Source organism: Haloterrigena salifodinae, from assembly GCF_003977755.1.
Lineage (GTDB): Archaea > Halobacteriota > Halobacteria > Halobacteriales > Natrialbaceae > Haloterrigena > Haloterrigena salifodinae.
Genome location: NZ_RQWN01000004.1, coordinates 1 through 26374 on the forward strand (window position 1 = coordinate 1; position 26374 = coordinate 26374).

Consider the following 26374-nt stretch of genomic DNA (forward strand, 5'->3'; position numbering starts at 1 on the left):
CCGGCGGCCCGACGACTACTTCGGCGCGCTCGAGGCCGCGGCTGAGCGGAACTCGTTTCCTGTCCCGGACCGGGCGGACGTGAATATCGCCATCATCCCGAGGGGGCCGAGCCTCGATCCCGCCCGCACCTACGACTCCGAGCACGACGTGTTTCTCGTCGGCGACGCGACTGGGATCGCCAACCGGTATCAGGGTGAGGGGATCTGTCAGGGGATCAGATCGGCGTACCTTGCCGCGACGCTAATCGCGAACGAGAACGAGTTGGCCTACCCGCGAAAACTGTACGACCTGATGCGGTCCGAATATCGCCTCGCTCGGTTGATGCGCGGCGCGTAGATCGAACACGAGGATCCCGACCTCCTGGCCTCGGTCGCAGCGGCGCTCGAGGGGTTAACGATCGAGGAAATCACCCGCAATCCCGCGACTGTAATACGACGCATCGCGGGTCGGCCGAGGACCGCGCTCGATCTGGTCGCCGACGCCGGAATGCTCCGTCGGTTCTCCGATGCATATACCGATACGTGGGAGTACACTGCCTGAATCGGCTCGAGGGCACGAACGGAAGGGATGATGCCGGTGGTTCCATACTTGGCGTAGGCGAGCGTGAACTCGGTTCAGTCGAGCGAGGGTCGCCGCTCGACGTCGGACGACCGACCTCGCCGGTGACTCGCGACCGCGATCGCTGACCCGGAAAATCGTCCGAATACATATCCGTCTCGCTTTCGGAACGTCAGTCATGAGTTCGGACGACCTCTCTCGCCGATCGCTGCTCGGGCTAGCGGGACTCGCAAGCCTCTGTTGCATCGGGCCCGGGACTGCCGCCGTGACCGGCGGAACGACCGTCGGACTGACGGCCGGAATCGCGCAAGGCGTGGTGATTTTCGCAGTGCTCGTCGCCGTCGGACTTCTGTTCCGGCTTCGGTCGGACTGTTCGTGTTCGTCTTCCGATGCGGATCGGGACGCCCCACGGTCCCCGAACGCGGACCTCGAGTGAGCCGTCGACGTGACCGGCTCGACGACAGACGGCGTGCCGAAGCATTTGCCCAGTAATTGTATAGTATTGTGGAATACCAAAAATACTTTAGTCGTCGCCGTTCCAATCATCTCGTATGACCGAGATGGGCGCGATCGTCGGCGGGGGCTACGTCGGCGACGAGCGGGTCGAGGGCGTCGAACTCGAGGACGAGACGTCCCCGCCGATATCGTGATCGTCGGCGTCGGGGTGACACCGAACACTAACCTCGCCGAGCGTGCGGGTATCGAACTCGGACCGACTGACCCCGACCTGCTGGGACTGGACGAGGACGAGTTCGTGGACCGATTGGTCGACAACGCGCCCGACAAGCCACCGAACTACGAGCGCGTGATCGAGATCAACACGGGTTCGGAGCCACCCGAGGACGAGTCCGAGGCGACGGAACTCGAGTTAGGGCCGAACAACTGCGCAGCCTAACCCCGGATATTCATAGTCTTCGGTCCTGCTCGAGATGTGCTACGGAGCAATGTTGCCTCGGATTCGCCAACCGCTGTTGACTCTGAGTACTACTTCAGAACAGCGGAAACACAGAATATTGTGTGATTATGGAACTATTAGAAACAACTCTAAGTGGCTTATTCGAGTAGTCGAACTCGTATGGCCGACACCAGTGAATACGCGACCGACGCACTCGTTTCGCCGGACTGGCTCGAAGAACACCTCGACGAGTTCGGAAACGACGACCCGGAATATCGGTTGGTCGAGGCTGATATCGAGTATGAGGAGTCGTACGCCGAAGGACACATTCCGAACGCAATCGGATTCGGTTGGGGGACGCACCTCCAGGATTCGACACAGCGCGACATCCTGAAAAAGGACCAATTCGCGGAAATTATGGGAGACGCTGGAATTATGGAGGATTCGACGGTCGTCCTCTATGGTGACGAGTGGAATCAGTGGGCCGCGTATACCTACTGGCAGTTCAAGTACTACGGTCACGAAGACGTCCATCTGCTGGACGGCGGACGGGTCTACTGGGAAGAGAACGACTACCCGATGACAACCGACGAACCCGGTTTTCCCGAACGTGAGTACGACGTAAGCGGCCCGTTCGACAATATCCGTATTTATCGGGAGGGCGTTGAGGACGCACTCGAGGTGGACGTTCCGCTTGTAGACGTTCGTAGCGCTGCGGAGTACCGCGGTGAAAAAATCGCTCCCGAAGGAAGTCGGGAGACCGCTCAGCGAGCAGGTCACATTCCGGATGCTCAGAACATTACCTGGAGTGAGAACCTCGAAGATACTGGTCGATTCAAGAGCCGAGCGGAACTGGAGGACCTCTACGCAGACTACGGTATCACCGGTGATAGCGAAATCATCACTTACTGTCGAATCGGCGAGCGCTCGTCGATTACCTGGTTCACACTCCACGAACTCCTCGGATATGAGGACGTCCGTAATTACGACGGTTCGTGGACCGAGTGGGGGAACCTCATTCGCTCCCCTGTCGAGGTAGAGACTGACGATCCCGCAACGTTGGCAACTGAAGGATAGCCCAATTAGAGTTGTGACATTCTCCGCGCCGTGAATGGCGCGGAGGATGTTACTCACACCCGCCCTGCTCAGTTCTTGGTTCTGACAAAGGATGGAACACTCGTCCTTCGCGAGAAGGGCGGGATTCTCGCTGAATCAAGATAGTGACTCGAGAACCCGTTCGAAGCGCTCGGACGCGTCGTCGCCGATCGGGTCAAGGTCGTCGTTCTCGGCGACAGCGATCAGACGCTGCGGATCGACCGCGCTGACGACGACACCGTCGTCATCGTTGTAGACGACGACGTTGCACGGGAGCAGCGTCCCGAGTTCGAGGTCGTCCTCGAGTCCCTGATGGGCCAACTGTGGATTACACGCACCTAGGATTCTGTACTGTCGGAAGTCCTCGTCGAGTTTCTTTTTCAGCGTTTCCTGGACGTCGATATCGCAGAGCACGCCGAACCCCTCGTCCTCGAGGGCGTCGATTGTTTTCTCGGCGACGTCGTCAAACTTGCCGTCGACTTGCGTACGAAGCGTATCGGACATACTGTACGACCGATTTCGAGAACAGTTGTAGTTGGGGTAGCAACGGCAAGCCCGCGGCATGTGCGTCAGTTCGGGAAGACTGTAGTTCGTCCACGATGAAGAAATTACTATGGTTTCTCGTCGTACCGTACGAGCGATCGCCGCTCTACTCGGTCTCACGCTGCTCGCCGGACTTGGATACGCCCTCCAGTGGCGATCAAACCCGTCGCCGTGTCCGTACGCTTAGCGCCACGCAATCGACATCCCGCGTCCGGTCATCACTCGCTCCCGACTGCGCGACGTACTCGAGCCCCAGCCCGGTGAGCGTATTCTCGAGGTCGGACCGGGAACCGGCTACTACACCGGGATGGTCGCACGGGCGATCGAACCGTCGGGGACACTCCACGCTGTAGACGTCCAATCGGAGATGGTCGAATACCTCCGAAGGCGAATGCGACAGGAGGGTACCCAGAACGTCGAACCGATCCGCGGTGACGCACGGTCGCTTCCGTACCCGAACGATACGTTCGACGCCGCGTATCTGGTCTTAGTCCTTGGCGAGATTCCCGATCAGGAGTGAGCCCTCGACGAACTCGAGCGGGTTCTGAAACCCGACGGCCGACTCGTCATCGGCGAGTCGTTCCCCGATCCGCATTTCGTCGGATTCGATAGGTTGCGACACCGTATCGAACAGTAGGGACTGGCGTTCGACGCGCGTACCGGAATGCGAGCCGGGTATTTCGCGCGCTTTGACGCGAGTCCCTCGGAGGAGTCGACCGACTCCGTCGAATAATCGGTTGTTAGTTGAGTGTGCAAAACCGACCGAGACGTTTCGATCGTCGAAAACGTCGCTACGTTTCTCTAACACCTTCTTAGAGGTCATATAACTAGCTATCTTCGCTTATTATCCCGCTCACCACCATGTGCGATACACGAGGGATCTCAAACACTCCTGCCTCTATATTGTGCAAGTCTCACAAAACCTTTAAACGCTATCAGTCCATACGTAGTGGTGATGGCAACTAATGCACGTGGCGCCTCCGGAGAATCGCTTGACGAACCGATCTACATCGACGGGAGAAGGCACCTTGAGGACGTCACGACGGCACACGACGTCGTCCTCGTGGACTGCTACGCCGACTGGTGTGGCCCCTGTCAGATGCTCAACCCCGTCCTCGAGCGGCTCGCGGAGACGACCGAGGCCGTAATCGCGAAGGTCGACGTCGACGAACACCAGCAGCTCGCGAGTTCGTTCGGCGTTCGCGGCGTGCCGACGCTCGTCCTCTTCGCGGACGGCGAACAGGTCGAACAGCTGTCCGGCGCGCTGCCGGAAGACCGACTCCGTACCCTGATCGAGGGATACACCGAATGAACGAGGAAACTGATACGACCGCAGACGTTCGCGACGTGGTGATCGTCGGTTCCGGCGTCGCCGGTCTTTCCGCGGCTGTCTACGCCGCGCGGGCCGACCTCGAGCCGCTGGTACTCGAGGGTCCCGAACCGGGTGGCCAGCTGACGCTGACGACCGACGTTGAGAACTACCTCGGCTTCCCCGAGGGCGTCGGCGGAATGGAGCTGATCCAAAACGGCAAGGAACAGGCCGAACGCTTCGGCGCCGAATTCAGGCACGGCACTGTCGAGAACGCGACGCTCGAGGAGCGGCCGTTCGAGCTCGAATTCTCGAACGGCGATACCCTGCGAACGCGTTCGCTGATCGTCGCGAGCGGCGCGAGCGCTCGCTGGGTCGGCGCCGGGAACGAAGACGAACTGATGGGCTACGGGCTCTCGACGTGTGCGACCTGCGACGGCGCGTTCCACCGCGGCGATGACGTCCTCGTGATCGGCGGCGGCGATTCGGCGATGGAAGAAGCGCTCTTCCTCGCGAAGTTCGCCGACAGCGTGACGGTTGTCCACCGCCGCGAGGAACTACGCGCCTCCGAGATCATGGCCGACCGCGCCCGCAACAACGAGACCATCGAGTTCCGATGGAATACGGAACTCGAGGCGCTCCACGGCTCACAGGAGGAGGGCGTCACCGGCGCGACGCTAGTCTCCCATCCCGACGGCTACCCCAGCGAGAAAGCCACAAAGGGCATGGACGTGGACCGGGAGACCGTCGACGTCGGCGGCGTGTTCTACGCCATCGGCCACACGCCGAACACCGAGTTCCTTGAGGGGACCGCCGTCGACCGCGACGAGAGCGGCTATCTCCGCACCCGTACGGACGACGCCGGCCGCGCGACGACCGAGACGGCGGTTGAGGGCGTCTTCGCCGCTGGCGACGTCGCCGATCCGCACTATCAACAGGCGGTCACCGCCGCCGGAACCGGCAGCATGGCGGCGCTCGACGCCGAAGCGTACCTCGAGACGCTCGAGCGGACGGAAGAACCTGCGCTCGAGGTTTCTCCGTAGTCGCCCCCTCGCTAGCACCGAATCAACTTGTCTCTAGCCGTCCAGTAGACGGTGGAAGTTCTCGCAAAGTAGCGTTTACCGTAACGCGTCTCAAGCAACGTTTGATATCTGCGTGTCGGTAGAATGGGAACCCATCGATAAGCTCACTGCTTCAGCCGTGAGGAGCTGACTCGTTTGCTTCGCCAGCCGCAGGGAGTCGAAACGAAAACGCAGATCCATTGGCGAGTTCGGAGTCGACCCAGATTTCACCGCCATGCCGTTCGAGAATCCGTCGCAAAGTGCGAGACCGGTTCCGGTACCGGAACTCTCGTGACGACTGTGTACTCGCTCGAACTCCTCGAGATCCGCGATCAATCGTTCGAGTTCCGTCTAGTACTGCCGGCGCTCGATCGCTTCTGCGAAGTTGCGTCTAAGATTCGTGTATTCCACATTATTCGCAAATCCATACGAATATAACGGCGACTACGAACCACTATTTTGTGTGTCGATATCGAACAGGGAGACGATGGCTACCGATTCGACTATTCACGACTACGAAGTTCTCGTCGTCGGAGGCGGCCCGGCTGGAATGACTGCGGCGCTGTACACGACGCGACTCGGTCATCGGACGGCCGTCGTTGACCGAGGCGGTGGTCGTACAGCGATGATGCAAGACGTCCACAATCTACTAGGTATTACAGAAGAGACATCCGGTAACGAGTTCCTCTCGATCGGTAGAGACCAGCTTCGGGAGTACGGATGCGATATTCACAATGATCTACTCGTCTCCTGTGACAGCACCGAGGACGAGTCCATACGTCTCTGCGGGAATAACGCTGACTACCGTGCAGAGTACGTCGTCCTCGCGACGGGATTTAACGATGTCCGTCCAGAGCCGCCACTACCGCGGACTGGTCGTGGACTCCACTACTGTTTGCACTGTGATGCCTACATGTTCGTCGACGAACCCGTCTACGTCATGGGTTACGGGGAGAGCGCTGCATACGTAGCCGCGATTATGCTTAACTTCACCGACGATGTCGATTTGCTCACGCGCGGTGATGACCCTGAATGGAGCGATGAGACGGCGACGATGCTCTCGAACCATCCGATCGATATTATTTACACGGACATCACTGGCGTTCAAAACGACAAAGACGGCTGGTTAGCGGCCCTCGAGTTCGAAGACGGCACGGTTCGCGAGTACAAGGGTGGCTTCGCGATGTACGGTGCTGAGTACAATAATGGTCTGGCCCGCAACCTCGGCTGTGATATCAACGACGATGGAACGGTCGTCGTCGATGATCACGGTCAAACGTCGGTCGAGCGCGTCTATGCAGTTGGTGACCTAACGCCAGGTCACAATCAACTCCCGATTGCACTGGGTGAAGGAGCGAAGGCTGGCATCTCGTTGCATTTCGCGTTACGTGATTTCCCTCGGGATATCGACATTATCGAGGAGCAAGGTCCAGTCCGATCCGACGAGGTCCCCGGAATCCCCGACGAACTTCTCGAGCAAGAAGTCGATTTCCACACATATGACTGAATGATAGCAGAATAATCCTCTAAGCTGGTCAAAGTTGCTGTAAGAACTAGGGATCGATGCGTCGTCAGTCTCCAACCGCAGGGTATAGTGGTGTATGAAAATGACAATAGCCGTGGGTCGTAGAAGCAAAGCCCAAACTCTTCTTACGACAGTTCGATAGTACCATTCGAAGCGATTGTCATGTCATACTTTCGGCACCTGAACGAAACATGTCTACCTTGGATCCAGTCGCCAGTAGAGGTCGGCTCAAACGATCGGTCCAGCGCAGCAGGATCCACAACATCGTTGAGCGGTGGCTCGAGGGAAGTCAGGGAGACACCTTCCGCGTCGACAATCGCTTCGAGAACGCGCAGGCTCGGCTTCGAGCGCGTGGACTCGGTGTCGGTCATGGCTCAGACGAGGAGTTGGATGTCGGATTCAGCCATGTGCTGCAACGCGGTGGCCGCGCCGACGCCGGTGGTGACGCCGTCGTAGAAGTCGTCCTCGTCGTAGTCCATCAGCTCGATCGTCATCTGACAGGCCTGCAGATCGACGCCGCTCTCGAGCGAGAGGTCGATCAGCTCCTCGATGGTGGCAGTGCCGTTGTCGTCGATCTTCTTCTGCATCATCTTCGTGGCCATCGTGTCCATGCCAGGGAGCGCGGCGACGGCGTTCGGGACGGGCATGTTAGGATTGCCGACGGCACTCAATTTGAGATCCTTCGACTTCTCCTCGTGGAGAATGTCGAGCCCCCAGAACGTGTGGAAGACGACGACCTCCCAGCCGAACGCGGCCGCGGTGCTCGCGAGGATCAGCGGCGGATACGCCATGTCGAAGCTGCCCTGCGTTGCCACGATCGTCATCTTCTTCTGGTCGTCGCCCAGGTCCGCCTCTGCGAGCGACTCCTCTAACTCCTCGACGCGCTCGCGTAGGGCCTGCAACTCGGCGGCGTCGATCTCGGCGTTGGATTCGGCGTCCGCCTCGCCGTCTTCGATCGGTGTCGTTTGATTATCCGTGCTCATTATTCCGTCTTCTTCACGTAGTGGGTGTAGATGTCGTCCCCTTCGACTTGCTCGAGGAGTTCGACACCGTCGGTGCCGTCGGCCCACCCCTGAATGTCGCTCATGCTGCCCGAGTCAGTCGCGACGACCTCGAGGACGTCGCCGGCCTCGAGGTCGTCGATCGCTTGCTTGGTCTTCACGATGGGCATCGGGCAGGACTGTCCTTTCACGTCCAGCGTCTCCGTGGTCTGATATTCCGAACTCATGATTTCGTTTTGTGCTCCGTATTGGAGCTATTACACAATATTAGATGCACCCATATAAGGGCTCCGGTTATTGTACAATACACGAACACCCCCTGGTCCGGAGGAAGGTAGAAACTAGTTAGTACCGCCCATATACGGGAACGTGGGATCGATAAGGGTAGATCTATCTATCCTGTATTGTGGGTAATGGGGGATACTACGCAAACCCTTAAGTGCCAGTAGCCGATACTGGAAACTGTACAACATGGACGATATGGATCTTCCAATGCCGGACGTCGAGATCGAATCGGTCAGTCCAGACGAATTGAAGGATCGAATCGACGCGGGCGAGGATGTCACGCTCCTCGATACTCGCATGGAATCGGAGTACAACGAGTGGAAGATCGACGGAGAGACCGTCGAATCAATCAACATTCCGTACTTCGAATTCTTAGACGACGAAATTGACGACGATGTCCTTGCACAGATCCCCGATGACCGCGAAATTACGGTTCTCTGTGCGAAGGGGGGCTCAAGCGAGTACGTCGCTGCACAGTTAAGAGAGCGCGGCTACGACGTCGACCACCTTGAGGACGGGATGAAGGGCTGGGCGCGCATCTACGAGCGCGTGGAAGTCGAACGCTACGACGGTGCGGGGACGCTCTACCAGTACCAGCGTCCCTCGAGCGGCTGTCTCGGCTACCTCGTCGTCGATGGCGACGAGGCGGCCGTGATCGATCCGCTGCGTGCGTTCACAGATCGGTACCTTGAGGACGTCGACGACCTCGGCGCCGACCTGCAGTACGCAATCAACACGCACATCCACGCAGACCACATATCGGGCGTCCGTAATCTCGACGCGGAAGGCGTCGAGGGCGTCATCCCCGAGGCGGCGGTCGACCGCGGTGTCACCTACGCCGACGAGATGACTCTCGCGGCGGACGGCGACGAGTTCGAAGTCGGTGAAGCCACCATCGAGACTGTCTACACGCCCGGACACACCTCCGGAATGACCTCGTACCTGATCGACGACTCGCTGCTGGCGACCGGCGACGGTCTGTTCGTCGAGAGCGTCGCCCGCCCCGACTTAGAGGAGGGCGACGAGGGCGCGGAAGACGCCGCACGACAACTCTACGAGTCGCTGCAGGAGCGCGTCCTGACGTTGCCCGACGACACGCTGATCGGCGGCGCGCACTTCAGCGACTCCGCCGAACCCGCCGACGACGGCACCTACACGGCACCGATCGGCCAGCTCGCGGAGGAGATGGACGCCCTGACGATGGAGGAAGACGAGTTCGTCGAGCTGATCCTCTCGGACATGCCGCCCCGTCCGGCCAACTACGAGGACATCATTCCGACGAACCTCGGCCAGCAGGAGGCCGACGACGAGGAGGCGTTCGAACTCGAGCTCGGCCCGAACAACTGCGCCGCGAGCCAGGAGTCGCTCGCCGGTGACTAACGCCCAATGGTAGCTGACCCAGTCCCACTCCAGTTGGCTGCCGAGCTGTTCCCCAACGGGATCAGCCGCTACGCCGTCGGCGGGTTACTTGTCGGTCTCGGCGCGGTCGTGATCTACGTCGGGACCGGCATCCCGGCCGGAGCGAGCACGTTCCTCGAGTCGACGCTGTCGTACGTCTCCGGGCAGTCGCGGTTCCAGCAGTACGTTTCGTCCCGGGACTGGCGCGTCGTGTTCACGCTTGGCATAATCCTAGGCGGGCTGGCGTTCGCAGCGACGGTCCAGTCCGGGGTGATTACGACCTCGCTCTACCAGCCCGGAACGACGGGCGAACTGTACGAGGTCGGCGGCGTGACGCTCTGGTCGACCGACGTGCAGGCCTGGCGGCTGCTGGTCGGCGGCGTGTTCGTCGGAATCGGCACCCGAATCGGTAAAGGATGTACGTCCGGCCACGGGGTCTGCGGCGTCGGTTCGGCGTCGAAGACCTCGCTCGTCGGCGTGGCGTCGTTCCTGACGGTCGCGATCGTGACCGCACAGATCGTCGCGGCACTGGGGGTGTCGCCATGAGCGAGACGGTCATGTCTCGAGGTGGCAAGCGGGGAGGTGATGACCCGTGAGCAGCGATCGTCATCCCCTGTTCATGCCGCTGATCCTCGTCGGCGGCCTGATCTTCGGGTTCGGGCTCGGGTTCAGCCAGATGGCGCGTCCGGAGGTCGTGCTGAACTTCCTCCAGTTCGAGGACTTCGGACTGCTGTTCGTCATGTTCGGCGCGGCGATCGTCTCCGGGATCGCCTTCGCTGTGATGCCTCGGATTCGAGACAGCGCGCCGCTGACGGGTAACCGGTACGAACGCCGGCTAAAGCCGTTCGACCGGAACGTCCTGGTAGGCGGCGCGATCTTCGGCGTCGGCTGGGGGCTCTCGGGTATCTGTCCCGGCGCCGCCTACGCCAGCCTCGGCATCGGTAACGTCTCCATCCTGTGGGCGCTCGCCGGCATGTTCGCCGGCGCCTACCTCCAGGGAGTCTGGCGCAGTAAGCGTGCCGCAGCCGACACGGCCCCGGCGGGTGCCGACTAACGCCGTTTACAGTTCGTGTTTCGCAAACTGAAACAGCAGCATTTCGTACACTAATGGATCCGGGGACGATACTACTGTTCGCAGCCGCCGCTCTCGCGAGCCTGTTTATGGCCTAGGTGATCGGCGCCGGCTCGAGCGGCGCGACCCCCTTCGCCCCGGCCGGTGGCGCGAACGCGATTCCGACGATGCGCGCGGCGTTTCTTGTCGGCATCCTCGGCTTCGCCGGTTCGATGACCCAGGGCGCGAGCGTCTCCGAAGCCGTCGGGAGCGGCCTCGTTGACGGGGTGAGACTCCCGATCGGCGGCGTCATCGTCGTCTTGCTGATCGGTGCCGGACTGATGGCGATCGGTATCCATACCGGGTATCCGATTGCGACCGCGTTTACCGTGACCGGGGCGGTCATCGGCGTCGGCTTCGCGCTCGGTGGCGATCCGGCCTGGGGAAAGTACGCTGAAATCGGCGCAGTGTGGGTTCTCACGCCGTTTATCGGCAGGGGAATCGCCTACGGAATCGCGAGCGTCCTCCCCCGATCGGACGTTCCCGAGGCCGTTAGCGCCCCGATACTCGCCGGAATCGTCGGTGTCGTCGTCGCGAACCTCGAGTTCGCGTTTCTCTCATCAACCGGGGGAACGCTCACCGCAGCTGTGACCACGCTGGTTTCTGTCGACGGTGCCATCGCAACGATCGCAATCTCGCTCGGATTCGGAGCGCTCGCCGCAGCCCTCGTTCGCTGGGACGTCGATCGTGATCAGGCCGGTGGACTGCGCCGGTTCCTGCTATCGCTCGGCGCGCTCGTAGCATTCTCGGCGGGCGCGAGTCAGGTCGGGTTAGCCGTCGGCCCGCTGTTCCCGCTGCTCGAGGAGCTGCCGACGGTGTCGCCGATCGCGGTCCTGCTCGGCGGCGGCGTTGGGATCCTCGTCGGCTCCTGGACGAGCGCACCGCGGATGATCAAGTCGATTTCGCAGGAGTACGCGTCGCTGGGGTCGCGACGATCTATTTCGACGCTCGTCCCCTCGTTTCTCATCGCACAGACCGCGGTCCTGCTCGGGGTACCGGTCTCGTTCAACGAGATCATTGTAAGCGCGATCGTCGGCAGCGGACTCGCGGTCACCGGTGGAGCCGGCGTCAGTCCGCAAAAGCTGGGACTCACCGTCGCCGTATGGATCGGGTCGTTCGCCCTCGCATTCGGACTCGGCTACGGATCGATGCTTCTTCTGTAACTCTGAGGCAGCAGGCGACGCGTTCGGCTCTTTCGAGCCGTCGTCCGTTTCGATCGGAGATCTGTCGGAGTAGTAGTTGCCCATGCGTTCTCGACGAGCTACGGAAGCAGCTGGCTGATCAACGGCCGGTTCGACGCGACGACGCGGTAGACGAACTCGCGGACGGGTACATATCCCGGAACGCGACGAAACAGCGGGAAAAACTGCGATGGCAAGAGGCCGGTCCGTTCGTAGGCGCGTTCCATCGCTGCCCCACAGGAGTAGGTCGTCTCGTCGGTAACGAAGTGCGCACAGTCCTCGTAGTCAGGCGGCAAGCGCGCTCGCAGAGCGTCCGTGAGTTCCGAAAAGCCGACGATGTCGATCGCCGCGCGGCGGTCCACGAACCGCGCCGCATGAGAACAGACTCCGCAATCGTCGTCGTAGACGAGCGTCGGTGGTGACATTCTCGAGCCGAAGACGTAGATACTGATGAAGCCCTCGAACCACTAAACTCTCAACCCCAACGACTACCCCTACACTTCCCGTTTGGGTTCCCATGCCATCGGAGTCGGACGACGTTCGCGTATGGCTCGTCGAGCGCGATTACGATAATCGCGACCTCATCATCCTCACCTACGCGACTCCCGACGGAACTCGAACCTTCCGAAAGGAACTCGCAGCGCAGGCGGTCGACCTGGACACGGTCACTGCCACAAAGGACGTCTCTCCCGATGATCTCGCGACCGTCGAGGACCCAGACGTCCGCGAACGGTACGCCGACGAAGCAGCGCGAATGGCGGACGAACACGATCCAGCGGAGACGATCTAACTCGAGGGACGAACCGGTCGTCCTGTGCTGGTTGAACGGAGTTCAGTGATACGTCTTTTCGCCGGCCTCGATCGGGACATCGAGCCAGTTTGCCGTCGGCGGGAGCGGGCATTCGTACTGATCCGAGTACGCGCATGTCGGATTGTACGCCTCGTTGAAGTCGAGGATCCAGTTTCCGTCGTCCGTCCGGTGTGCATCGTCCTCGAGGTCGAGGTATCGACCTGCGCCGTAGGTCTCGTCGCCGCTGGTCGCGTCCCGGAATGGGACCCAGAGCCGTTCGTCGTCCGGGTTCGCTTTGTAGGCCTGCAGCGCGACGTCCTCCCCGCCGACGGTGAAGCGGAACTCGCCCCAGCGCAGGTACTCCCGTTCGCCGTCGGTGCTCGTCCCCACGGTAACCGGTTCGGGGTCGTCGTACTCGTGCAGCGGTAGTTCGAACCGGTACTCCTTGTCGATCGGGTAGTACTCGAGGCCGTCGAACGACTCGCGCTCGTCCGGCGGAATCGGCGAGTGCGGATCGCCGCCGAAGTACCGGTCTTTCCCCTCGCGTTGCGTTTCGATCGCGCGTCTCCAGTCAGTGGTCATAATTGAATTGAAAGCGGTCGCGGTGTGGTCACGGCACGGTCGTGCCGTCGATCCGTCGCGGGGCGACCGGTCGCGGCCGAATCTCGCCGCTCGGCGTGAGTACGGCACTCGTGGTGTTACGCGTGTTGCTCGATTAGGCCCTGCAGCGTCCCGCGGTCCTGGGCACCGACCGTGCGCTCGACCGGCTGGCCGTCGGCATAGAGGACGAGCGTCGGGACACCGCGGGCGCCCAGTTGCTGGGCGATCTGCTGGTGAGCGTCGACATCGACCTTCGCGACTGCGGCGTCGGTCTCCGCGGCCAGCGCTTCGATCGTCGGCTCCATCATCTGACAGGGGCCACACCAGTCGGCGTAGCAGTCCACGAGGACGAGGTCGTGCTCCGCGACGACCTCGTCGAGGTGACTCTGGCCCGTGATCGCGATCGGTTCGTCGGGCGCGTCGCTCGCCTCGGCGGTGTCGGCCGTGTCGAGGTTCCCACCGTTCTCGAGGCGCTCCTGCAACTCTCGCTTCTTCTGCTCACGGATCCGTTCTCGTTCGTCGTCGGTGGACTCGCTCATCGGTCGACGGTACGGTCTCCACGATAATAATGATTTTGTGCCCTGAAAGCAATATCGTGCTGGCGGAGCGGCCGGGATATCTCTGGCGCTGGCGACGCGACCGACGATCGCTGCCAGCGCCGGTCGTACCGGGAAGTCCCGAACGGAGGCAGATACTATTCCTCCCACTGCGGCTGTTGTAGTGGGGAGAGAGGCCCTATTCTATCGCTCGACGAGGATTCGTTACGGGTCGATCCGGAGAGCAGTGACCCGCTCGAGATCGATCGCCACATATATATCTATCACCGATTCCTGAACCGATGTGTTTCTCGATAGTGGCATGACTATACAATACTATTCTTCGAATGTGATCCAACGATGACCGACCTCCGACGTACGATCGGACAGTATGCGGGACGAGCGACGGCCTTCGGCGCCGTCCTCCTCGTCGCCGCGACCGCGACGGCGTCCGCACAGACCCACGGCGGCGGTGCCGACGGATCGATGGGCGGCTGGGGAGCGTTCGGCGGCTGGATGCTCCTCTGGCCGGTCGTCCTGATCGGCCTGCTAGCCCTGCTGGTCGTCTGGGCCGGCAGTCGACGCCGGGGTCACCGCATCGACCGCACTGACCGCACCGACCGACCCGACTGAGCACTCGAGGAACTCCGCGAGCGATACGCACGCGGTGAACTCTCGGACGAGGAGTTCGAGCGACGACGACACAATCTGTACCCCTAGACCAATGACTGACGCACACAACCCGGACGTGACGATCGACTCGCGAGACGCATCGTGTCCCGGCCCGCTGATGGACCTCATCGGGAAGGTGAAGGGTCTTGGCTCGGGAACCGTGGTCGAACTCCAGACCACCGAGCGTAACTCCACGACCGACGTCCCGGAGTGGCTCGAGAAGGCCGGCCACGACTTAGTCGAGATCGAGGAGCGCGACGAGTACTGGAGTATCTTCCTGGAGGTCAATTGAGATGCATCGAATCGCTATCGTCGGCGGCGGAACGGGCGGAACGGTCCTCGCGAATCGGCTCGCGAGCGAGCTACAGACCGAGATCGAGACCGACGAGGTCGAGGTCCGGCTGATCACGGCCGATCCGAACCACGTCTACAAACCGACGTTCCTGTACGTTCCCTTCGGGAAGAAGACGGTCGACGACGCGAAACGGCCGATCGAGGAACTGGTCGACCGCCGCGTCACTCTGATGACCGACGAGGTCATCGGCGTCGACACGGATCAGAACCGCCTGTCGTTCGCCGACCGAACGACCTCGCTGCACTACGACCAGCTCGTGCTGGCGACCGGCGCGACCCTCGAGCCAGAGGCCGTCCCCGGACTCGCCGAGGGCGGCCACCACTTCTACGGCCTCGCCGGCGCCGAGCGGCTCCGGGACGAACTGGCCGACTTCACGGAGGGCCACCTCGTGTTGAGCGTCGTCGGCGTCCCGCACATGTGCCCGGCGGCGCCCGTCGAGTTCACGCTGATGGTCGACGCCTGGCTCCGCGAGCGGGACCGGCGCGAGGACGTCGAGATTACCTACACGTACCCGATCAACCGCGTGCACGGCCTCGAGTCGGTCGCCGACTGGGCGACCGACCTGTTCGAGAAGCGCGACATCGGCCTCGAGACGTTTTTCAACGTCGACGAGGTCGACCCGGACGCGGAAGTCATCGAGACCGTCGAGGGCACCGAACTCGAGTACGACCTGCTCGTGGCGATCCCGTCCCACCGGGGCAGCGACCTCGTGACCGACGCGGGACTGGGCGAGGACGGCTGGGTCGATGTCGACAGGCACACGCTCGAGGCGACGGCGGCCAAGAGCGTCTACGCGATCGGCGACGTTGCGGACGTCCCGGCGAGCAAGGCCGGTAGCGTCGTCCACTACGAGGCGGGCGTCGTCGCCGATCGGATCGCCAGCCGCGCCCGCGGGGAAACGCCGACGGCGACCTATGACGGGAAGACCGTCTGCTTCCTCGAGGCCGGGATGGACGAGGCCACGTTCATCGAGTTCGAGTACGGCGAGGAGCCGTACGTCCGCGAGCCGTCGAACCCACTCCACTGGGCGAAGCTCGGCTACAACGAGTCCTACTGGCTCACCGCGTCCTTCGGTCCGAAACTCGCCGAAGTATCGAACAGCGACATCGCATTTGCCAGTGGTCTCATGGCTATCCTCGGAATCGTTTCCGTCGTATACCGGTAACGCTAGCGCTTCTCCTGCCCGGTGGCGTCGCCGTAGATCCGCTCGCAATCAGGCAGATGGTTCTCGTTATTCAACTCGTCCCGCTGCTCGCCGGTCTCGGGCTCGTCTCCTACTACTCGCCCATCTCGGATCGATTGTATTCACCGGTACAGCGACTCTCGGACTACTCGTTCGTCTTCCTGATCGTTCTACTGTTCGTCGTCTATCTCGGGGATATGATCACGCTTCTCGGCACGGGAACACTCGTTATTTCAGCCATCATCGTCGGCACATCGTTACTGCTCGGGTACGTTCTCGGCGGTCCAGCACGAACCACGAGAGAAGTTCTGGCGACGACGACTGCCGCTGGAAACGCCCCGATCGCATTGTTTATTGCAACAACTAGCTTTGCCGATCCGAACGTCCTCACGATGGTTCTCTCGTTTTCGTTTATCGGCGTCGTTGGCTCAGGACTGGTTGCTGGCGTGTGGAGACAACGACAAGGCGGGACGGCAAACGTAGCGAAAACGGAATAACCGTCAAATTATGGCAGATCGGTGACGTAATACCACCTATTCAGCGCGCAATTCCTGAGAGATCGCAGACAAACCGACGGCCCTGCTGGTACCGTTCCCACCTGTACTGACCGTTAGCTCTAGCCGAACTGGAGGACACAGGACGGTTCCCTCGAGTACGAAAAGACGCGAGTACGCGAGCCACGAACGACGACCCCTTCAACACACTCAACGCCATCTCTATGGCAATGAGTACTCGAGCGGGCGGTGCTGACGGACTATTCTGGGGGAATATCGACGACGTCGTCTTGCGCCGATATCGGACGCTTGTCAGTACGGTCGACGACGGGGTGTATCAGCTCGATCCGGAAGGGTACTTCGTCGCGGTCAACGACGTGATCGTCGAGACGACGGGGTATTCCCGCGAGGAACTCGTCGGCGAACACGTCTCGCTCGTTCTCGCCGACGCGGATATCGAGCGCATCGAAGGCGCGATCGACGGCCAGCTCGACGCGGAAGACGCGGACATCGCCACTTTCGAACTCGGCGTCCAGACTGCCGACGGCAGTGCGGTTCCCTGTGAACTACGGCTCAACCTGCTGCTCGAGGAGGATGAGTTCGAGGAACGATCGGCGCGGGTGCCGTGATCGAACGCGCCGCATCCCGCCACTATCGATCTCGCCGCAAGCGCTCGCGGCGCTCCTCGAACTCCTCGTCCGTGAGGTCGCCGCGGGCGTAGGCAGTTCTCAATTCCTCGAGAGCGGGGTCCGTCCGTCGGCTGCCGGACTGCCGGACCGCGCTGTACAGGAGGTATCCGAGACCGAGGATCACCAGTAGCGGCACGATCGACATCAGTAGCCACATCCACGTGGCTCCGGTTCCGCCCCACATTCCGCCGTTCCACATGTGGCCGCCGCCCCAGACGCCCATCATGGGCATCACGAGCGCCATCATGAGCGCCGGAATGAGCAGGATCGCGGCGATAACGATCAACAGCGTCCGAATCAGTGACTCGTCGGTTGCCATACGTCGTCCTTCGATCGCCAGAGTATTGAACGGAACGGGGAATACCGATCGTCCGGAATCGTTCATCCGTCCGCATCGGGCAGATCGCTCGATTCCGTCGACGGCTACTCTCGAGCGTCGGATTCGACGAGTCCGTACAATAGTCGCCGTCGCGCTTCGAGTTCGTCGAGGGCGGTCTCGAACTCATCGTCCGACACGGTCGGAATACCTGCCTCGTGGAGGGAGTGGAGATCGGGCGAAGGCGGAGAGTCGTCTGCCGGTTCGACGAACCTCTCGTGGAGCGTCTCGAGGTAGTGCTCGACGCTCGTGCGGGCGTTTCGGATGGTGATCTCGTTCGGCCGCTCTCGTTTCGGAACGCCGAATCGGAGCAGCGTCAACGCTTCGTCGAGCACGACGATCTCGACGATCGGCGATCGATCCGGACGGGCGCTGTGAAAGTAGTGGAAGATCGGGTAGGCCTTGTGATTCTCGGTGAGGGTCGCGAGTATCGTGACGAACTGCCAGCGTCCCGTTCTGGGGGCGACGTCCCCGATACCCAACGTGAATATCGCATACCCGGTGAAATAGAGTCGGTCGGACCACGAGATGGACCCTCGATTGAGCGTATCGATGATGGCGTTCTTGGCGCTGGCGAAGACGAGCGTCCAGCCGATCCAGAGTAACACGATCCGGACCGTGAAGCTCAGCACGAAGAGAACGCACCGGACAGGCTGAGGAATCTGGCGTTCTGGCCGCCTATTCGTCGTAGTATGTGCCACGCCCGCCCCATCAGTCGAGACGTGAGCGGACCAGCACCCCCTTCGATCCAGAGCGTCGTCCAGACGATATCGATGACAGTGGTAGCGAGAAGGGCGACACCGAGCGCGAGCGGGGCGACGTTCAGTACTGTCCGGTCGTTGATGGAGGATGGTTCACGCGTCCGTCGTGTCCGACTCGAGAGGAGGTTCGTCGTAGCGTAGTCGGGCCGGGATATAGAAAGTGTTCCCAGCTACTGAAGCGGCGAGGCGCAACCGTTCGCGGCGGACGAGCGTTGCACGCTGTCCGTCACGAGAGAAACGAGACGATGGTGCGAACGAGCCGACAGACGGGCTGCAAGTTAAACTATTATTCGACCGAAGCCGCTAGGCACTCGCATACGGCTATGAGTTCTGAGAAATCGACTCCCTCCATCGACGAGATCGAGGACCGTATCGAGCGGGTAGGGAAGTACTCCCGCGCAGTCCGGACCGGCTTCGTCGTAATCGTAAGCGCGTTCCTCCTGGCCGTCGGGGTCGTCCTGCCGGCGAATCTCGAGAGCGCCTCGCAGGCGATCGAATCGATACTCCTCCCCCTCATTTTCGTCGGCCTTGGATCAATATTGTACGGTATCGGGATGCATCTACACCTCATGCACCTGAATCTCGTTCGCCAACTGCAACCGAGCTCCGTCGACGACCGACGGTCACCCGGCGAGCAGTCCGAATGACGCGGGCCGCCAACTGTTAGCGGCTACGAACACGCATCCCGACGATGGTGGTGCACACGGCACTTGTGTCGATCGAGTTCGGAGTCGCGCTCAGGCCGGCGACGCGCGTGCCCGTACCGCCCACCGCTGCTCGACGATTTTGAACAGATAGTAGCCCCAGAGTCCGAGGAGGACGGCGAATCCCGAGCCGTGCAGCAGCGCCGACCACGACTGGTCCTGATAGAAGAAGCCGATCCCGATCGCGAGGACTGCGAGGTTCCAGGCGAGCACGGACCGCGGGCCGACGACCGACGGGAGATGCGTCGCGGGGACGAGTCCCTCGGTACGGCCTTCGCCACCGTCGCCGCCTGCGGCTCCGGGGAACCACTCGAGCGAGCGGGCGACGAGCAGCGAGCCCGCGAGCGCGATCGGAAGCGCCCAGCCGAGGAAGAAGAAGTGCAGCGCCCCGGTCTCGATCCACGGCTCGGGGATACCCAGCGGGACGCCGAACAGAATGAACGGCGCGAAACTCGCCGGGCCGAGGATCCACACCTGCGCGACGAGCACCGAGAGCGCCGTCCCGTTCGGCGTCCCGGCTCGGTAGGTCCGAACGATGGTGTACATGTACAGGACGTAACCGGCGGCGTACAGCACCAGTCCGACCGCAGTCACCGTCTTCCCCATCCCAAGTACCGGTCCGACGACGAGCGGGACGATACCGAGTGCGAACAGCGGGAACGAGATGCGTTTCAGGCGGTCGCTGTACAGTTCCGCACCCACGAACCGCGGGAAGAGGTCGTACAGCGTACCGATCGCCGCGAGGCCCAGAAAGCCCCACGCGTTGGCGTGGACGTGCGCTTCTCGGAGTCCGTACCAGCCGCCCGGGACGTCCCAGCCACGACTGTACAGCCCGAACGCGAACGTGAGTCCGATCAGGTAAACGAACGGCGAGAGGAGGTAGAAGCCGATGGTCGGGTTGCGCGCTCGCCAGCCCTCGCTTCGGAGGACCATCGCGAAAACGACAGCGAACAGCCAGGCCGTAAGCAACCAGATCGTCCCGAGACCGACGTCGAACAACAGCGGCTCGCCGTAGGCGCGTCCGTACCAGGCGAGCAGTAGGGCGCCGTTCAAGCCGAGGAAGACGACTCCGAGCGCCGGTGTCGACGGTCCCGGACGCTCGAGTTTCCGCGCCGCCAACTGTGGCAGCGTACCGAAGACCAACTGCGTGAACGCGCCGATCGTAACGAAGTGGATGTGCGTCCACGTGATCCACGAGACGGCGGAGACGAATTCGAACTGCTGGAGGCCTTGGTAGACGGCGAGCGCGAACCCGACGAACAGGAACCCGATACCGGCGACGTGAAACGGCGTCATCGAGAGCGACGGACCGCCCGTCGATCGGCGAGCGGACCGCTGTTCAGTGTCGGTCGGACGTGACTCGCGTGGATTCGTATCGGTCATACACGTTCGTTCGACCGGCCGCCGTGAATCGGTTCTCGCGAACATCGGAGATCGGTTCGAACATGTTCGAAGTTCTCGCTACGGCGGTCGAACCCCTGCCTGTAGATACCAATGCCGCGAGCGAAACTCACCGTCTCACTCCCCGAATCGCTCTGGATCCACGAGATTTCGACGGCCTATCCCGACACGACGTTCCGCGTCAGTTCGGTGCTGCCGGGATCGGACGTCGCGATCGGCGTCGTCGAACTGGCGGCGCCGAATCCGGTCCCGATACTCGCCGCGATCGACGACCGGAGCGATATCCGGGACCTCGAGTTGCTCTGGAAACACGACGAGACGGCACTCCTGCAGGTCGAGACGTCGAATCCGTCGCTGCTCGTCCCCCTGCAGCGGGCCGGCGTTCCGATCGAGACCCCGTTCTCGGTCGAAGACGGTGCGGTGACGTGGGAGCTGACGACCAGCTCGGATCGGTTGTCGACGCTCGGCGACGCGTTCGACGAGCGCGGCATCGAGTATCGCATCGACTACGTCCGCGCCGTCGACGCGAGCCGCGCGGAGAATCCGATGACGGATCGACAGCTCAAGGTCTTCCGCACCGCCCTCGAGGCGGGGTACTACGACGTTCCCCGCGAGGCGACGCTGACGGAGGTCGCGTCGGCGCTGGGCGTGACCAAGTCGACCTGTAGCGACGTCTTACACCGCGCGGAGAGCTCGATCGCCCGCTGGTTCGCGGATGAATACGCCGACGCTCGTACGCCCGTCTGATGACCGCTCACGGCGGATCGGGCCGGTGTCGGTTCCGATTTCGGATCGCCGGTCAGGCCGTTCGGTCCGGCGGGATCAACATGACGTTGCCGTCCGCCCGCGCGACGACGTCTTCGGAGACGCTCCCGAGCAACAGTCGCCGGAGCCGGCTGTGACCGCGCGAGCCGACGAGGATAGCCGTCGGCTCGTACTCGTCCTCGGCGGCCAGGATCTCGTCCGCTGGATCGCCCTGCCGGACCTCGGTTCGCGTCTCGATTCCCCACTCCTCGAGCCTGGTCGCCAACTCCGCCAGTCGCGCTTCGGGATCAGCGTCCTCCGGAAGCGACGGATCCTTCGGCGTCTCGACGTGGACCAGCGTCGCCTCCCGCGTCGCGTGACGGAGGTACGTGAACGCCTCGAACGCCCGCTCGGCGTTTTCCGAGAAGTCCGTCGCGTACAGTATCCGCTGGAACAGATGTTCGCGGACGACGGTCGGCTCGTCCGCCCCGCGTTCGATCCGGTTGACCAGCAGCGGGACGACCGTCGTCCGCGCGAGGTTGCGCGCGGTCGACCCGATGACGCGGTTCTCGAGCGGGCTCTTCCCCCGCGAGCCGATGACCGTGAGGCTGGCGCCGACCGCCTCGGCGACGCCGTTGATTCGCCGGTGGGGCGTGCCGCGGACGACGTGCGCCTCGACGTCGAAGCCCGCGTCTTCGATGACGCGGCGGTAGCGCTCGAGCGCCTGCTCGCGTCGTTCCTCGAAGTCCATTCCGGGCATGCCCGCGTGGACGTTCGACGGGATCACGGTCACGAGGTGGATCTCCTCGACGCCGATTCGGCCGAGGCACTCGAGGCAGGTCTCGCTCTCGATCGTCGCCTCGCTGGCGGCGGAGAGGTCGGTCGCACAGATCGCTTTCATACTACTCGTAGGGCCGACGGAAGGATATTGTTTCCGGTGACCAATACCGGGGCCGACCGATCGGTCGGGGATGATGCGGACTGCAACCCGGATACCGGCGACCGTCGGCCGGGAAGAGATCAAATCCGTGACCGATCGAACCGCGCGAGGCAGTCGACCCGACCGCGCGCGAGCTGTGCGGACGGCTCGCGACTCGCCTCGAATATCTGCATAAGTTATCCGAATATCTCCGTAGGATAGCCGTGAGATTTATCGCAGTAATATTGTGCGAAAATCCCAAAAGCGTTATAGCCATCCTCCGGGTAGACGATAGTGAGCAGAAAACCATGAGATGCACACAACCGAACGGTGGTGGTCGATCGCGATGATCGACCTCGCCGCGTCTTCGTCAGCAGCACAGGCAGGCGCCCTCGTCGGCGTCATCCTCCTCGAGGCGATCGTCCTCTACGTCGGGTACGGCGCGCTCGAGCGAATCGCAATGCCGGTCGTCGAGCGGGTCAAACACGCATGATGGAGCTGTTCGGAATCGCACTGACGACGCTCGCACTGTTCGTGAGCTTCGGCTTCATGGTCGGCGTGCTGTTCGGCTTCTTCGGGATGGGCGGCTCGTTCCTCGTCACGCCCGCGTTGCTCGTGATGGGGTACCCCGCCAGAGTCGCCGTCGGGAGCGGCATGGCCTTCGTCTTCGGGACGGCAGTCATTGCGACGCTCAAGCACCACGACCTGGGACAGGTCGACTACAAACTCGGCGGGTTGATGATCGTCGGAACCTCCGTCGGCATCGAGATCGGGCGGATCGGGGTGTTCTACCTCGAGGAACTCGGTCTCGCCAGCGGGGTCATCGGCATTACGTACGTCGTCCTGCTGGGCGCGATCGGCGTGTTCGTCACGCGTAACGCGCTCAAAAACGACGGTGCGGACGATTCGGGCGGCGGCCACCACGACGCCGCGGACGAGGAGATCGATCCGGACGCGATCCCGGATATCGCGAAGAAGATCCAGTCGTATCACGTCCCGCCGATGATGACGATCGCGGGCGGCATCCAGGTCTCGCTGTGGATGGTCCTCGGCGTCGCGTTCGCGACGGGGCTACTGTCGGGCTTCCTCGGCGTCGGCGGCGGATTCATCCGGATGCCCGCGATGTTCTACCTCATCGGGGTCCCCGTTCCGGTGGCGGTCGGGACCGATCTGTTCGAGATCGTCTTCTCGGGTGGGATCGGTTCGTTCCTCTACGGGATGGAGGGGGGCGTCGACCTCTCGATCGTCGCACCCTTGCTCGCGGGGAGCGCACTCGGCGCTCGTATCGGGTCGGCCGCGACCGGTATCGTCAACGAGGGCGACATCAAGATCTACTTCGGGCTAATGTTGCTCGGTGGATCGATCGCCGTCGCGTTCCGCCAGGCCGGCGACTACCTCGGGATGGAGGTCCTGAGTACGATCAGCTTCGCGCTGATCCTGCTCTCGGCGTTCATGGTCAGCGGGGCCGTGATCTATAGCACGATCGCGACGATGCGAGCGGAGTCGAAGGCGTCGGCGGCGTCCGCGGACTGACGTCAGAGACGCCGCTCACCGCGTTTGACCGCGGCGCATTGAGATTGCGCAATATTCACACAACCCTTATACCGGTGTGGTCCCTATCAGCGGATAGTAAAATGGCTAACTCGATGGCGGAACAACTACAGCAGGACATGGAGTGCGAAGGGTTGCTGGAGTGTATCCACGGGCTCAAGCAACTCGACAAGGAGTGCTTTCGCGTGATGGTCGAGAGCGAGGAAGCGCTGACGATCGACGAGGTCGCCGACCAGGTCGACCGCGAGCGCTCGACCGCGTACCGATCGATCCAGCGACTGCTCCAGAGCGGCTTCATCCAGAAGGAGCAGATCAACTACGACCAGGGCGGCTACTACCACGTCTACTACCCGACGGATCCGACACAGATCGCGAACGATATGCAGCGGATGCTCAACGACTGGTACGCGAAGATGGGCCAGCTCATCCAGGAGTTCGAGGACAAGTACGAACACACCGACGCCGGCACCGAAATCCCAGCCCAGAGCTAATCGTCTACCGGCCGCCACTCGCGTTCACGCTCGCTCCCCCCGAATCGCTCTCGAGGTCGGTTCGCTGACGGGAGTCTCTCGTCGAGCCCACCGCTTCAGCCGCGGGTTGTCGAATCGTTGCCGCCGTTGTTTTCGTTGTTGTCGCTGTCGCCCTCGTCGTCGCCGTTGCCGTCGTTATCGGTCGGCAGGACGGTGAACGGCCGCATCATGTCGTGGTCCTCGTGTTCGATCATGTGGCAGTGCCACATGTACGTTCCCGTCTGATCGTTGAACAGTCCGTCGTGTTCTCCGAAGTGAACGATCACGTGGACTACCTCACCGGGATCAACGGTGATCACGTCGTTCCATCCTCGTTCGTACGGCTCGGGAGCCTCGAGCGCGTCGAGGTCGAGGTCGTCCTCGTCCGGATCGTAGTCCCCTATCGACTGTCGTCCCAGCATCTGGAAGTGGACGAGGTGGAGGTGCATCGGATGGGACATCGCGCTTCGGTTGGCGAAACTCCAGATCTCGGTGTCACCGAGCGCGGGCTCCTCGGTCACGGGGGCATCGATCTCGAGGCCGTCGCGTTCGGCTTCCGTTCCGAGCAGGAAGAGTTGCCGGCCGTAGTCGTCGGTCGCGCCACCGTTGAGCGTGAGATAGCGCTCGTTGTCGACCGAATCGACGGGGATGTCCGGAACGCGGGTCAGCTCGTCGGGGAGTTCGGGAGCGTCCGCCGAGTCCCCGTCGTCGCTCACGTCCACGAGCATGATCTCGGGGAGCGAAACGATGTCGTCGTCGCTCGAACTCATCTCACCACGATACTGGGCGGGCGCGTCGTTGTGGAGCAGCAGTGTCTCGCCGGCGTATTCGGAAAAGTCGACGACGACGTCGGCGCGCTGGCTGGCGCCGAGCTCGAGGCGGTCGTCGATCTCGACCGGCGCCGAGAGGAGGCCGCCGTCGTTCCCGATCTGGACGAACGACGGCCCGTCGCCGCCGGTTTCGCCCGACGACTCGTCGTATTGGTGGAATTTGAGGGTGTAATATCGGCTGTTCGACCCGTTGAGGAGCCGGAACCGATACGACCTGGGTTCGACGGAGAGCCGCGGCCAGGCCTTCCCGTTGACGACCGGCGTGTCGCCGTAGAACTGCGGAACGATACTCGGGTCGGGGTGCGACTCGTCGCTGCCGCCTTGCTCGTCCGAGATCTCCGTCGGATAGAACAACGACCCGTCCGCCTCGAAACTCCGGTCCTGAAACACGAGCGGGATCTCGTACTCGCCCTCGGGCAGACCGAGGCTCCGTTCGTGCTCGCTCCGCAGGAGATAGAATCCCGCGAGCCCGGCGTAGACGTTGAGCCGCGTGATACCGAGCGAGTGGTCGTGGTACCACAGCGTCGCCGGCGGCTGGTCGTTTACGTAGTAGTAGTCTTTCTTCTCGAATTCGGGGCCCATCTCCTGGAAATCCCGCGTGTACCACGCCTGCGCGTGGCCGTCGCTCTCGGACTCGACGTTGCCGCCGTGGAGATGGGTCACGGTCCGGACGCCCGGCGTATCGTACGGAATGATGTCGTCGTGGATCGTCGTGTCCTCGGGCAGAAGGTGCTCGTCCGGGAGGTCGTTCGCCCATCGAACGTAGATCGGTTCGCCCCGCTCGGCTTCGATCGTCGGGCCCGGGAACTGTCCGTCATAGCCCCAGACGGTCGTCGCCGGGAGGTCGCGGTGGACCTTCTGCTCGACCTCGCGCATTTCGATCTCGTAGTGAGGATGTCCGTCTTTCGTTCCGGACGGTTCCGCGACGCCCGGTCGAGGGACCTCGTCAACCCACTTCTCGAGCTCCGGCGACGAGTGGTCCGTTATCGTCGTCGCGCTCTCGGCTCGAGGCGGAGTCGTAGTCGTCGAACAGCCCGCGAGAGCCGAAATACTCGCGGCGCCGGCCCCAATACAGAGTTCGCGGCGCGATACGCTCGGTCCGGACGACCCAGTCTGATCACCCATGGTACGGTTGCACCTATGAATGCCCGGTATATGCGGGTCCGGCCGATTCCTACGGTATCGGAATCGGAACAAGGGACATCGTCGAACGAGCCCTATTGCGCGGCCCGTTCCAGACTTCCGACGTACCCCATATCGGAACGAAACTGTCGTGTGAAACCATTGGGCCCGCTGA

General features: G+C 62.2%; 30 protein-coding genes and 7 pseudogenes. 24 read left to right on the forward strand and 13 right to left on the reverse strand.

What is annotated here, in order from left to right; genetic code table 11:
- From EH209_RS24205 to EH209_RS18115, 4 genes and pseudogenes are all read left to right on the forward strand, one after another.
- Window positions 1-337, forward strand: a pseudogene (locus EH209_RS24205) (NAD(P)/FAD-dependent oxidoreductase); the annotation flags it as partial.
- A 400-nt stretch (window positions 338-737) separates the two neighbouring features.
- The gene (locus tag EH209_RS18105; RefSeq protein WP_126664267.1) at window positions 738-995 is read left to right on the forward strand and encodes a hypothetical protein; all 258 of its coding nucleotides are present in this window, start codon (window positions 738-740) and stop codon (window positions 993-995) included.
- A 282-nt stretch (window positions 996-1277) separates the two neighbouring features.
- Window positions 1278-1454 (forward strand): annotated as a pseudogene (locus EH209_RS18110) (MBL fold metallo-hydrolase); the annotation flags it as partial.
- 180 nt (window positions 1455-1634) lie between these two features.
- Complete coding sequence (locus EH209_RS18115; protein ID WP_126664268.1) at window positions 1635-2531, forward strand: sulfurtransferase; 897 nt, start codon at window positions 1635-1637, stop codon at window positions 2529-2531.
- Window positions 2532-2666: 135 nt separating this feature from the next.
- Here the strand turns inward: EH209_RS18115 and EH209_RS18120 are convergent, their stop codons facing one another.
- A complete protein-coding gene (locus EH209_RS18120; protein WP_126664269.1) occupies window positions 2667-3053 on the reverse strand; it encodes a DUF302 domain-containing protein in 387 nt (128 codons plus the stop codon).
- Between the two features lie 109 nt (window positions 3054-3162).
- Here EH209_RS18120 and EH209_RS25040 point away from each other — a divergent pair.
- The 3 genes and pseudogenes from EH209_RS25040 (at window position 3163) to EH209_RS18135 (ending at window position 5444) form a co-directional block, all read left to right on the forward strand.
- Window positions 3163-3825, forward strand: a pseudogene (locus EH209_RS25040) (class I SAM-dependent methyltransferase).
- Window positions 3826-4047: 222 nt separating this feature from the next.
- Entirely contained in the window at window positions 4048-4404 is a 357-nt protein-coding gene (gene trxA / locus EH209_RS18130; RefSeq protein ID WP_126664270.1) for a thioredoxin, read from the forward strand.
- Window positions 4401-5444 carry an NAD(P)/FAD-dependent oxidoreductase gene (locus EH209_RS18135; protein WP_126664271.1) on the forward strand — a complete coding sequence of 348 codons (1044 nt, stop codon included), beginning with the start codon at window positions 4401-4403 and terminating at the stop codon, window positions 5442-5444. Before trxA (EH209_RS18130) ends, EH209_RS18135 begins: the two co-directional genes overlap by 4 nt.
- Before the next feature lie 151 nt (window positions 5445-5595).
- On the opposite strand, the pseudogene EH209_RS25135 reads toward EH209_RS18135, so the two are convergent.
- Window positions 5596-5777, reverse strand: a pseudogene (locus EH209_RS25135) (ATP-binding protein); the annotation flags it as partial.
- A 172-nt stretch (window positions 5778-5949) separates the two neighbouring features.
- On the opposite strand from EH209_RS25135, the gene EH209_RS18145 reads away from it, so the two are divergent.
- A complete protein-coding gene (locus EH209_RS18145; RefSeq protein WP_211338384.1) occupies window positions 5950-6969 on the forward strand; it encodes an NAD(P)/FAD-dependent oxidoreductase in 1020 nt (339 codons plus the stop codon).
- Window positions 6970-7112: 143 nt separating this feature from the next.
- Here EH209_RS18145 and EH209_RS18150 read toward each other — a convergent pair whose 3' ends face one another.
- From EH209_RS18150 to EH209_RS18160, 3 genes are read right to left on the reverse strand one after another with little or no spacing between them, the layout of a single operon-like run.
- The gene (locus EH209_RS18150; protein WP_126664273.1) at window positions 7113-7358 is read right to left on the reverse strand and encodes a HalOD1 output domain-containing protein; all 246 of its coding nucleotides are present in this window, start codon (window positions 7356-7358) and stop codon (window positions 7113-7115) included.
- A 3-nt stretch (window positions 7359-7361) separates the two neighbouring features.
- Window positions 7362-7970: a DsrE/DsrF/DrsH-like family protein gene (locus EH209_RS18155; protein WP_126664274.1), complete on the reverse strand. Its 609-nt coding sequence runs from the start codon at window positions 7968-7970 to the stop codon at window positions 7362-7364.
- Window positions 7970-8215: a sulfurtransferase TusA family protein gene (locus EH209_RS18160; RefSeq protein ID WP_126664275.1), complete on the reverse strand. Its 246-nt coding sequence runs from the start codon at window positions 8213-8215 to the stop codon at window positions 7970-7972. The genes EH209_RS18155 and EH209_RS18160 overlap by 1 nt, the downstream gene beginning before the upstream one ends.
- Before the next feature lie 244 nt (window positions 8216-8459).
- On the opposite strand from EH209_RS18160, the gene EH209_RS18165 reads away from it, so the two are divergent.
- The 4 genes and pseudogenes from EH209_RS18165 to EH209_RS18180 all read left to right on the forward strand — a co-directional run bounded on the left by EH209_RS18165 (window position 8460) and on the right by EH209_RS18180 (window position 11945).
- Window positions 8460-9653 (forward strand): MBL fold metallo-hydrolase, encoded by a 1194-nt coding sequence (locus EH209_RS18165; protein WP_126664276.1) that lies wholly within the window; start codon window positions 8460-8462, stop codon window positions 9651-9653.
- A gap of 6 nt (window positions 9654-9659) precedes the next feature.
- A complete protein-coding gene (locus EH209_RS18170) occupies window positions 9660-10217 on the forward strand; it encodes a YeeE/YedE family protein (RefSeq protein ID WP_126664277.1) in 558 nt (185 codons plus the stop codon).
- A gap of 46 nt (window positions 10218-10263) precedes the next feature.
- Window positions 10264-10725 carry a YeeE/YedE family protein gene (locus tag EH209_RS18175; protein ID WP_126664278.1) on the forward strand — a complete coding sequence of 154 codons (462 nt, stop codon included), beginning with the start codon at window positions 10264-10266 and terminating at the stop codon, window positions 10723-10725.
- 53 nt (window positions 10726-10778) lie between these two features.
- Window positions 10779-11945 (forward strand): annotated as a pseudogene (locus EH209_RS18180) (anion permease).
- Between the two features lie 98 nt (window positions 11946-12043).
- On the opposite strand, the gene EH209_RS18185 reads toward EH209_RS18180, so the two are convergent.
- Window positions 12044-12388: a thiol-disulfide oxidoreductase DCC family protein gene (locus EH209_RS18185; RefSeq protein WP_126664279.1), complete on the reverse strand. Its 345-nt coding sequence runs from the start codon at window positions 12386-12388 to the stop codon at window positions 12044-12046.
- 92 nt (window positions 12389-12480) lie between these two features.
- On the opposite strand from EH209_RS18185, the gene EH209_RS18190 reads away from it, so the two are divergent.
- Window positions 12481-12753 (forward strand): hypothetical protein, encoded by a 273-nt coding sequence (locus EH209_RS18190; protein WP_126664280.1) that lies wholly within the window; start codon window positions 12481-12483, stop codon window positions 12751-12753.
- A gap of 42 nt (window positions 12754-12795) precedes the next feature.
- Here the strand turns inward: EH209_RS18190 and EH209_RS18195 are convergent, their stop codons facing one another.
- Window positions 12796-13335, reverse strand: a complete 540-nt coding sequence (locus tag EH209_RS18195; protein ID WP_126664281.1) for a DUF1684 domain-containing protein — start codon at window positions 13333-13335, stop codon at window positions 12796-12798.
- 116 nt (window positions 13336-13451) lie between these two features.
- Window positions 13452-13892, reverse strand: a complete 441-nt coding sequence (gene trxA, locus EH209_RS18200) for a thioredoxin (RefSeq protein WP_126664282.1) — start codon at window positions 13890-13892, stop codon at window positions 13452-13454.
- A gap of 357 nt (window positions 13893-14249) precedes the next feature.
- On the opposite strand from trxA (EH209_RS18200), the gene EH209_RS18205 reads away from it, so the two are divergent.
- The 6 genes and pseudogenes from EH209_RS18205 (at window position 14250) to EH209_RS18225 (ending at window position 17222) form a co-directional block, all read left to right on the forward strand.
- Window positions 14250-14522 carry an SHOCT domain-containing protein gene (locus tag EH209_RS18205; protein WP_249038833.1) on the forward strand — a complete coding sequence of 91 codons (273 nt, stop codon included), beginning with the start codon at window positions 14250-14252 and terminating at the stop codon, window positions 14520-14522.
- A gap of 12 nt (window positions 14523-14534) precedes the next feature.
- A pseudogene (locus tag EH209_RS24700) lies at window positions 14535-14609 on the forward strand (SHOCT domain-containing protein); the annotation flags it as partial.
- Between the two features lie 4 nt (window positions 14610-14613).
- Window positions 14614-14853 carry a sulfurtransferase TusA family protein gene (locus EH209_RS18210; RefSeq protein ID WP_126664283.1) on the forward strand — a complete coding sequence of 80 codons (240 nt, stop codon included), beginning with the start codon at window positions 14614-14616 and terminating at the stop codon, window positions 14851-14853.
- A 1-nt stretch (window position 14854) separates the two neighbouring features.
- The gene (locus tag EH209_RS18215) at window positions 14855-16081 is read left to right on the forward strand and encodes an NAD(P)/FAD-dependent oxidoreductase (RefSeq protein WP_126664284.1); all 1227 of its coding nucleotides are present in this window, start codon (window positions 14855-14857) and stop codon (window positions 16079-16081) included.
- A 56-nt stretch (window positions 16082-16137) separates the two neighbouring features.
- The gene (locus EH209_RS18220) at window positions 16138-16596 is read left to right on the forward strand and encodes a hypothetical protein (protein ID WP_126664285.1); all 459 of its coding nucleotides are present in this window, start codon (window positions 16138-16140) and stop codon (window positions 16594-16596) included.
- A gap of 227 nt (window positions 16597-16823) precedes the next feature.
- Window positions 16824-17222 carry a PAS domain S-box protein gene (locus EH209_RS18225; RefSeq protein WP_126664286.1) on the forward strand — a complete coding sequence of 133 codons (399 nt, stop codon included), beginning with the start codon at window positions 16824-16826 and terminating at the stop codon, window positions 17220-17222.
- A gap of 22 nt (window positions 17223-17244) precedes the next feature.
- Here the strand turns inward: EH209_RS18225 and EH209_RS18230 are convergent, their stop codons facing one another.
- Together EH209_RS18230 and EH209_RS18235 are read right to left on the reverse strand one after the other, a co-directional pair.
- On the reverse strand, window positions 17245-17601 hold the full coding sequence (locus EH209_RS18230) for an SHOCT domain-containing protein (RefSeq protein WP_126664287.1): 357 nt from the start codon (window positions 17599-17601) through the stop codon (window positions 17245-17247).
- Window positions 17602-17705: 104 nt separating this feature from the next.
- A pseudogene (locus EH209_RS18235) lies at window positions 17706-18484 on the reverse strand (ion channel).
- A 258-nt stretch (window positions 18485-18742) separates the two neighbouring features.
- Here EH209_RS18235 and EH209_RS18240 point away from each other — a divergent pair.
- A complete protein-coding gene (locus tag EH209_RS18240; protein WP_126664288.1) occupies window positions 18743-19066 on the forward strand; it encodes a hypothetical protein in 324 nt (107 codons plus the stop codon).
- 90 nt (window positions 19067-19156) lie between these two features.
- On the opposite strand, the gene EH209_RS18245 is transcribed toward EH209_RS18240, so the two are convergent.
- Complete coding sequence (locus EH209_RS18245; protein WP_249038835.1) at window positions 19157-20506, reverse strand: hypothetical protein; 1350 nt, start codon at window positions 20504-20506, stop codon at window positions 19157-19159.
- A gap of 111 nt (window positions 20507-20617) precedes the next feature.
- Here EH209_RS18245 and EH209_RS18250 point away from each other — a divergent pair, with 111 nt between their 5' ends.
- Complete coding sequence (locus EH209_RS18250; protein WP_126664290.1) at window positions 20618-21271, forward strand: helix-turn-helix domain-containing protein; 654 nt, start codon at window positions 20618-20620, stop codon at window positions 21269-21271.
- Between the two features lie 52 nt (window positions 21272-21323).
- Here the strand turns inward: EH209_RS18250 and EH209_RS18255 are convergent, their stop codons facing one another.
- Complete coding sequence (locus tag EH209_RS18255; RefSeq protein ID WP_126664291.1) at window positions 21324-22169, reverse strand: universal stress protein; 846 nt, start codon at window positions 22167-22169, stop codon at window positions 21324-21326.
- Between the two features lie 364 nt (window positions 22170-22533).
- On the opposite strand from EH209_RS18255, the gene EH209_RS18260 reads away from it, so the two are divergent.
- From EH209_RS18260 to EH209_RS18270, 3 genes are all read left to right on the forward strand, one after another.
- Window positions 22534-22680: a DUF7512 family protein gene (locus EH209_RS18260; protein ID WP_164722079.1), complete on the forward strand. Its 147-nt coding sequence runs from the start codon at window positions 22534-22536 to the stop codon at window positions 22678-22680.
- On the forward strand, window positions 22680-23720 hold the full coding sequence (locus EH209_RS18265) for a sulfite exporter TauE/SafE family protein (RefSeq protein ID WP_126664600.1): 1041 nt from the start codon (window positions 22680-22682) through the stop codon (window positions 23718-23720). The genes EH209_RS18260 and EH209_RS18265 overlap by 1 nt, the downstream gene beginning before the upstream one ends.
- A 101-nt stretch (window positions 23721-23821) precedes the next feature.
- Window positions 23822-24229 (forward strand): helix-turn-helix domain-containing protein, encoded by a 408-nt coding sequence (locus tag EH209_RS18270; protein WP_126664293.1) that lies wholly within the window; start codon window positions 23822-23824, stop codon window positions 24227-24229.
- Window positions 24230-24324: 95 nt separating this feature from the next.
- On the opposite strand, the gene EH209_RS18275 is transcribed toward EH209_RS18270, so the two are convergent.
- Entirely contained in the window at window positions 24325-26202 is a 1878-nt protein-coding gene (locus EH209_RS18275) for a multicopper oxidase family protein (protein ID WP_211338385.1), read from the reverse strand.
- Window positions 26203-26374 lie beyond the last annotated feature (172 nt).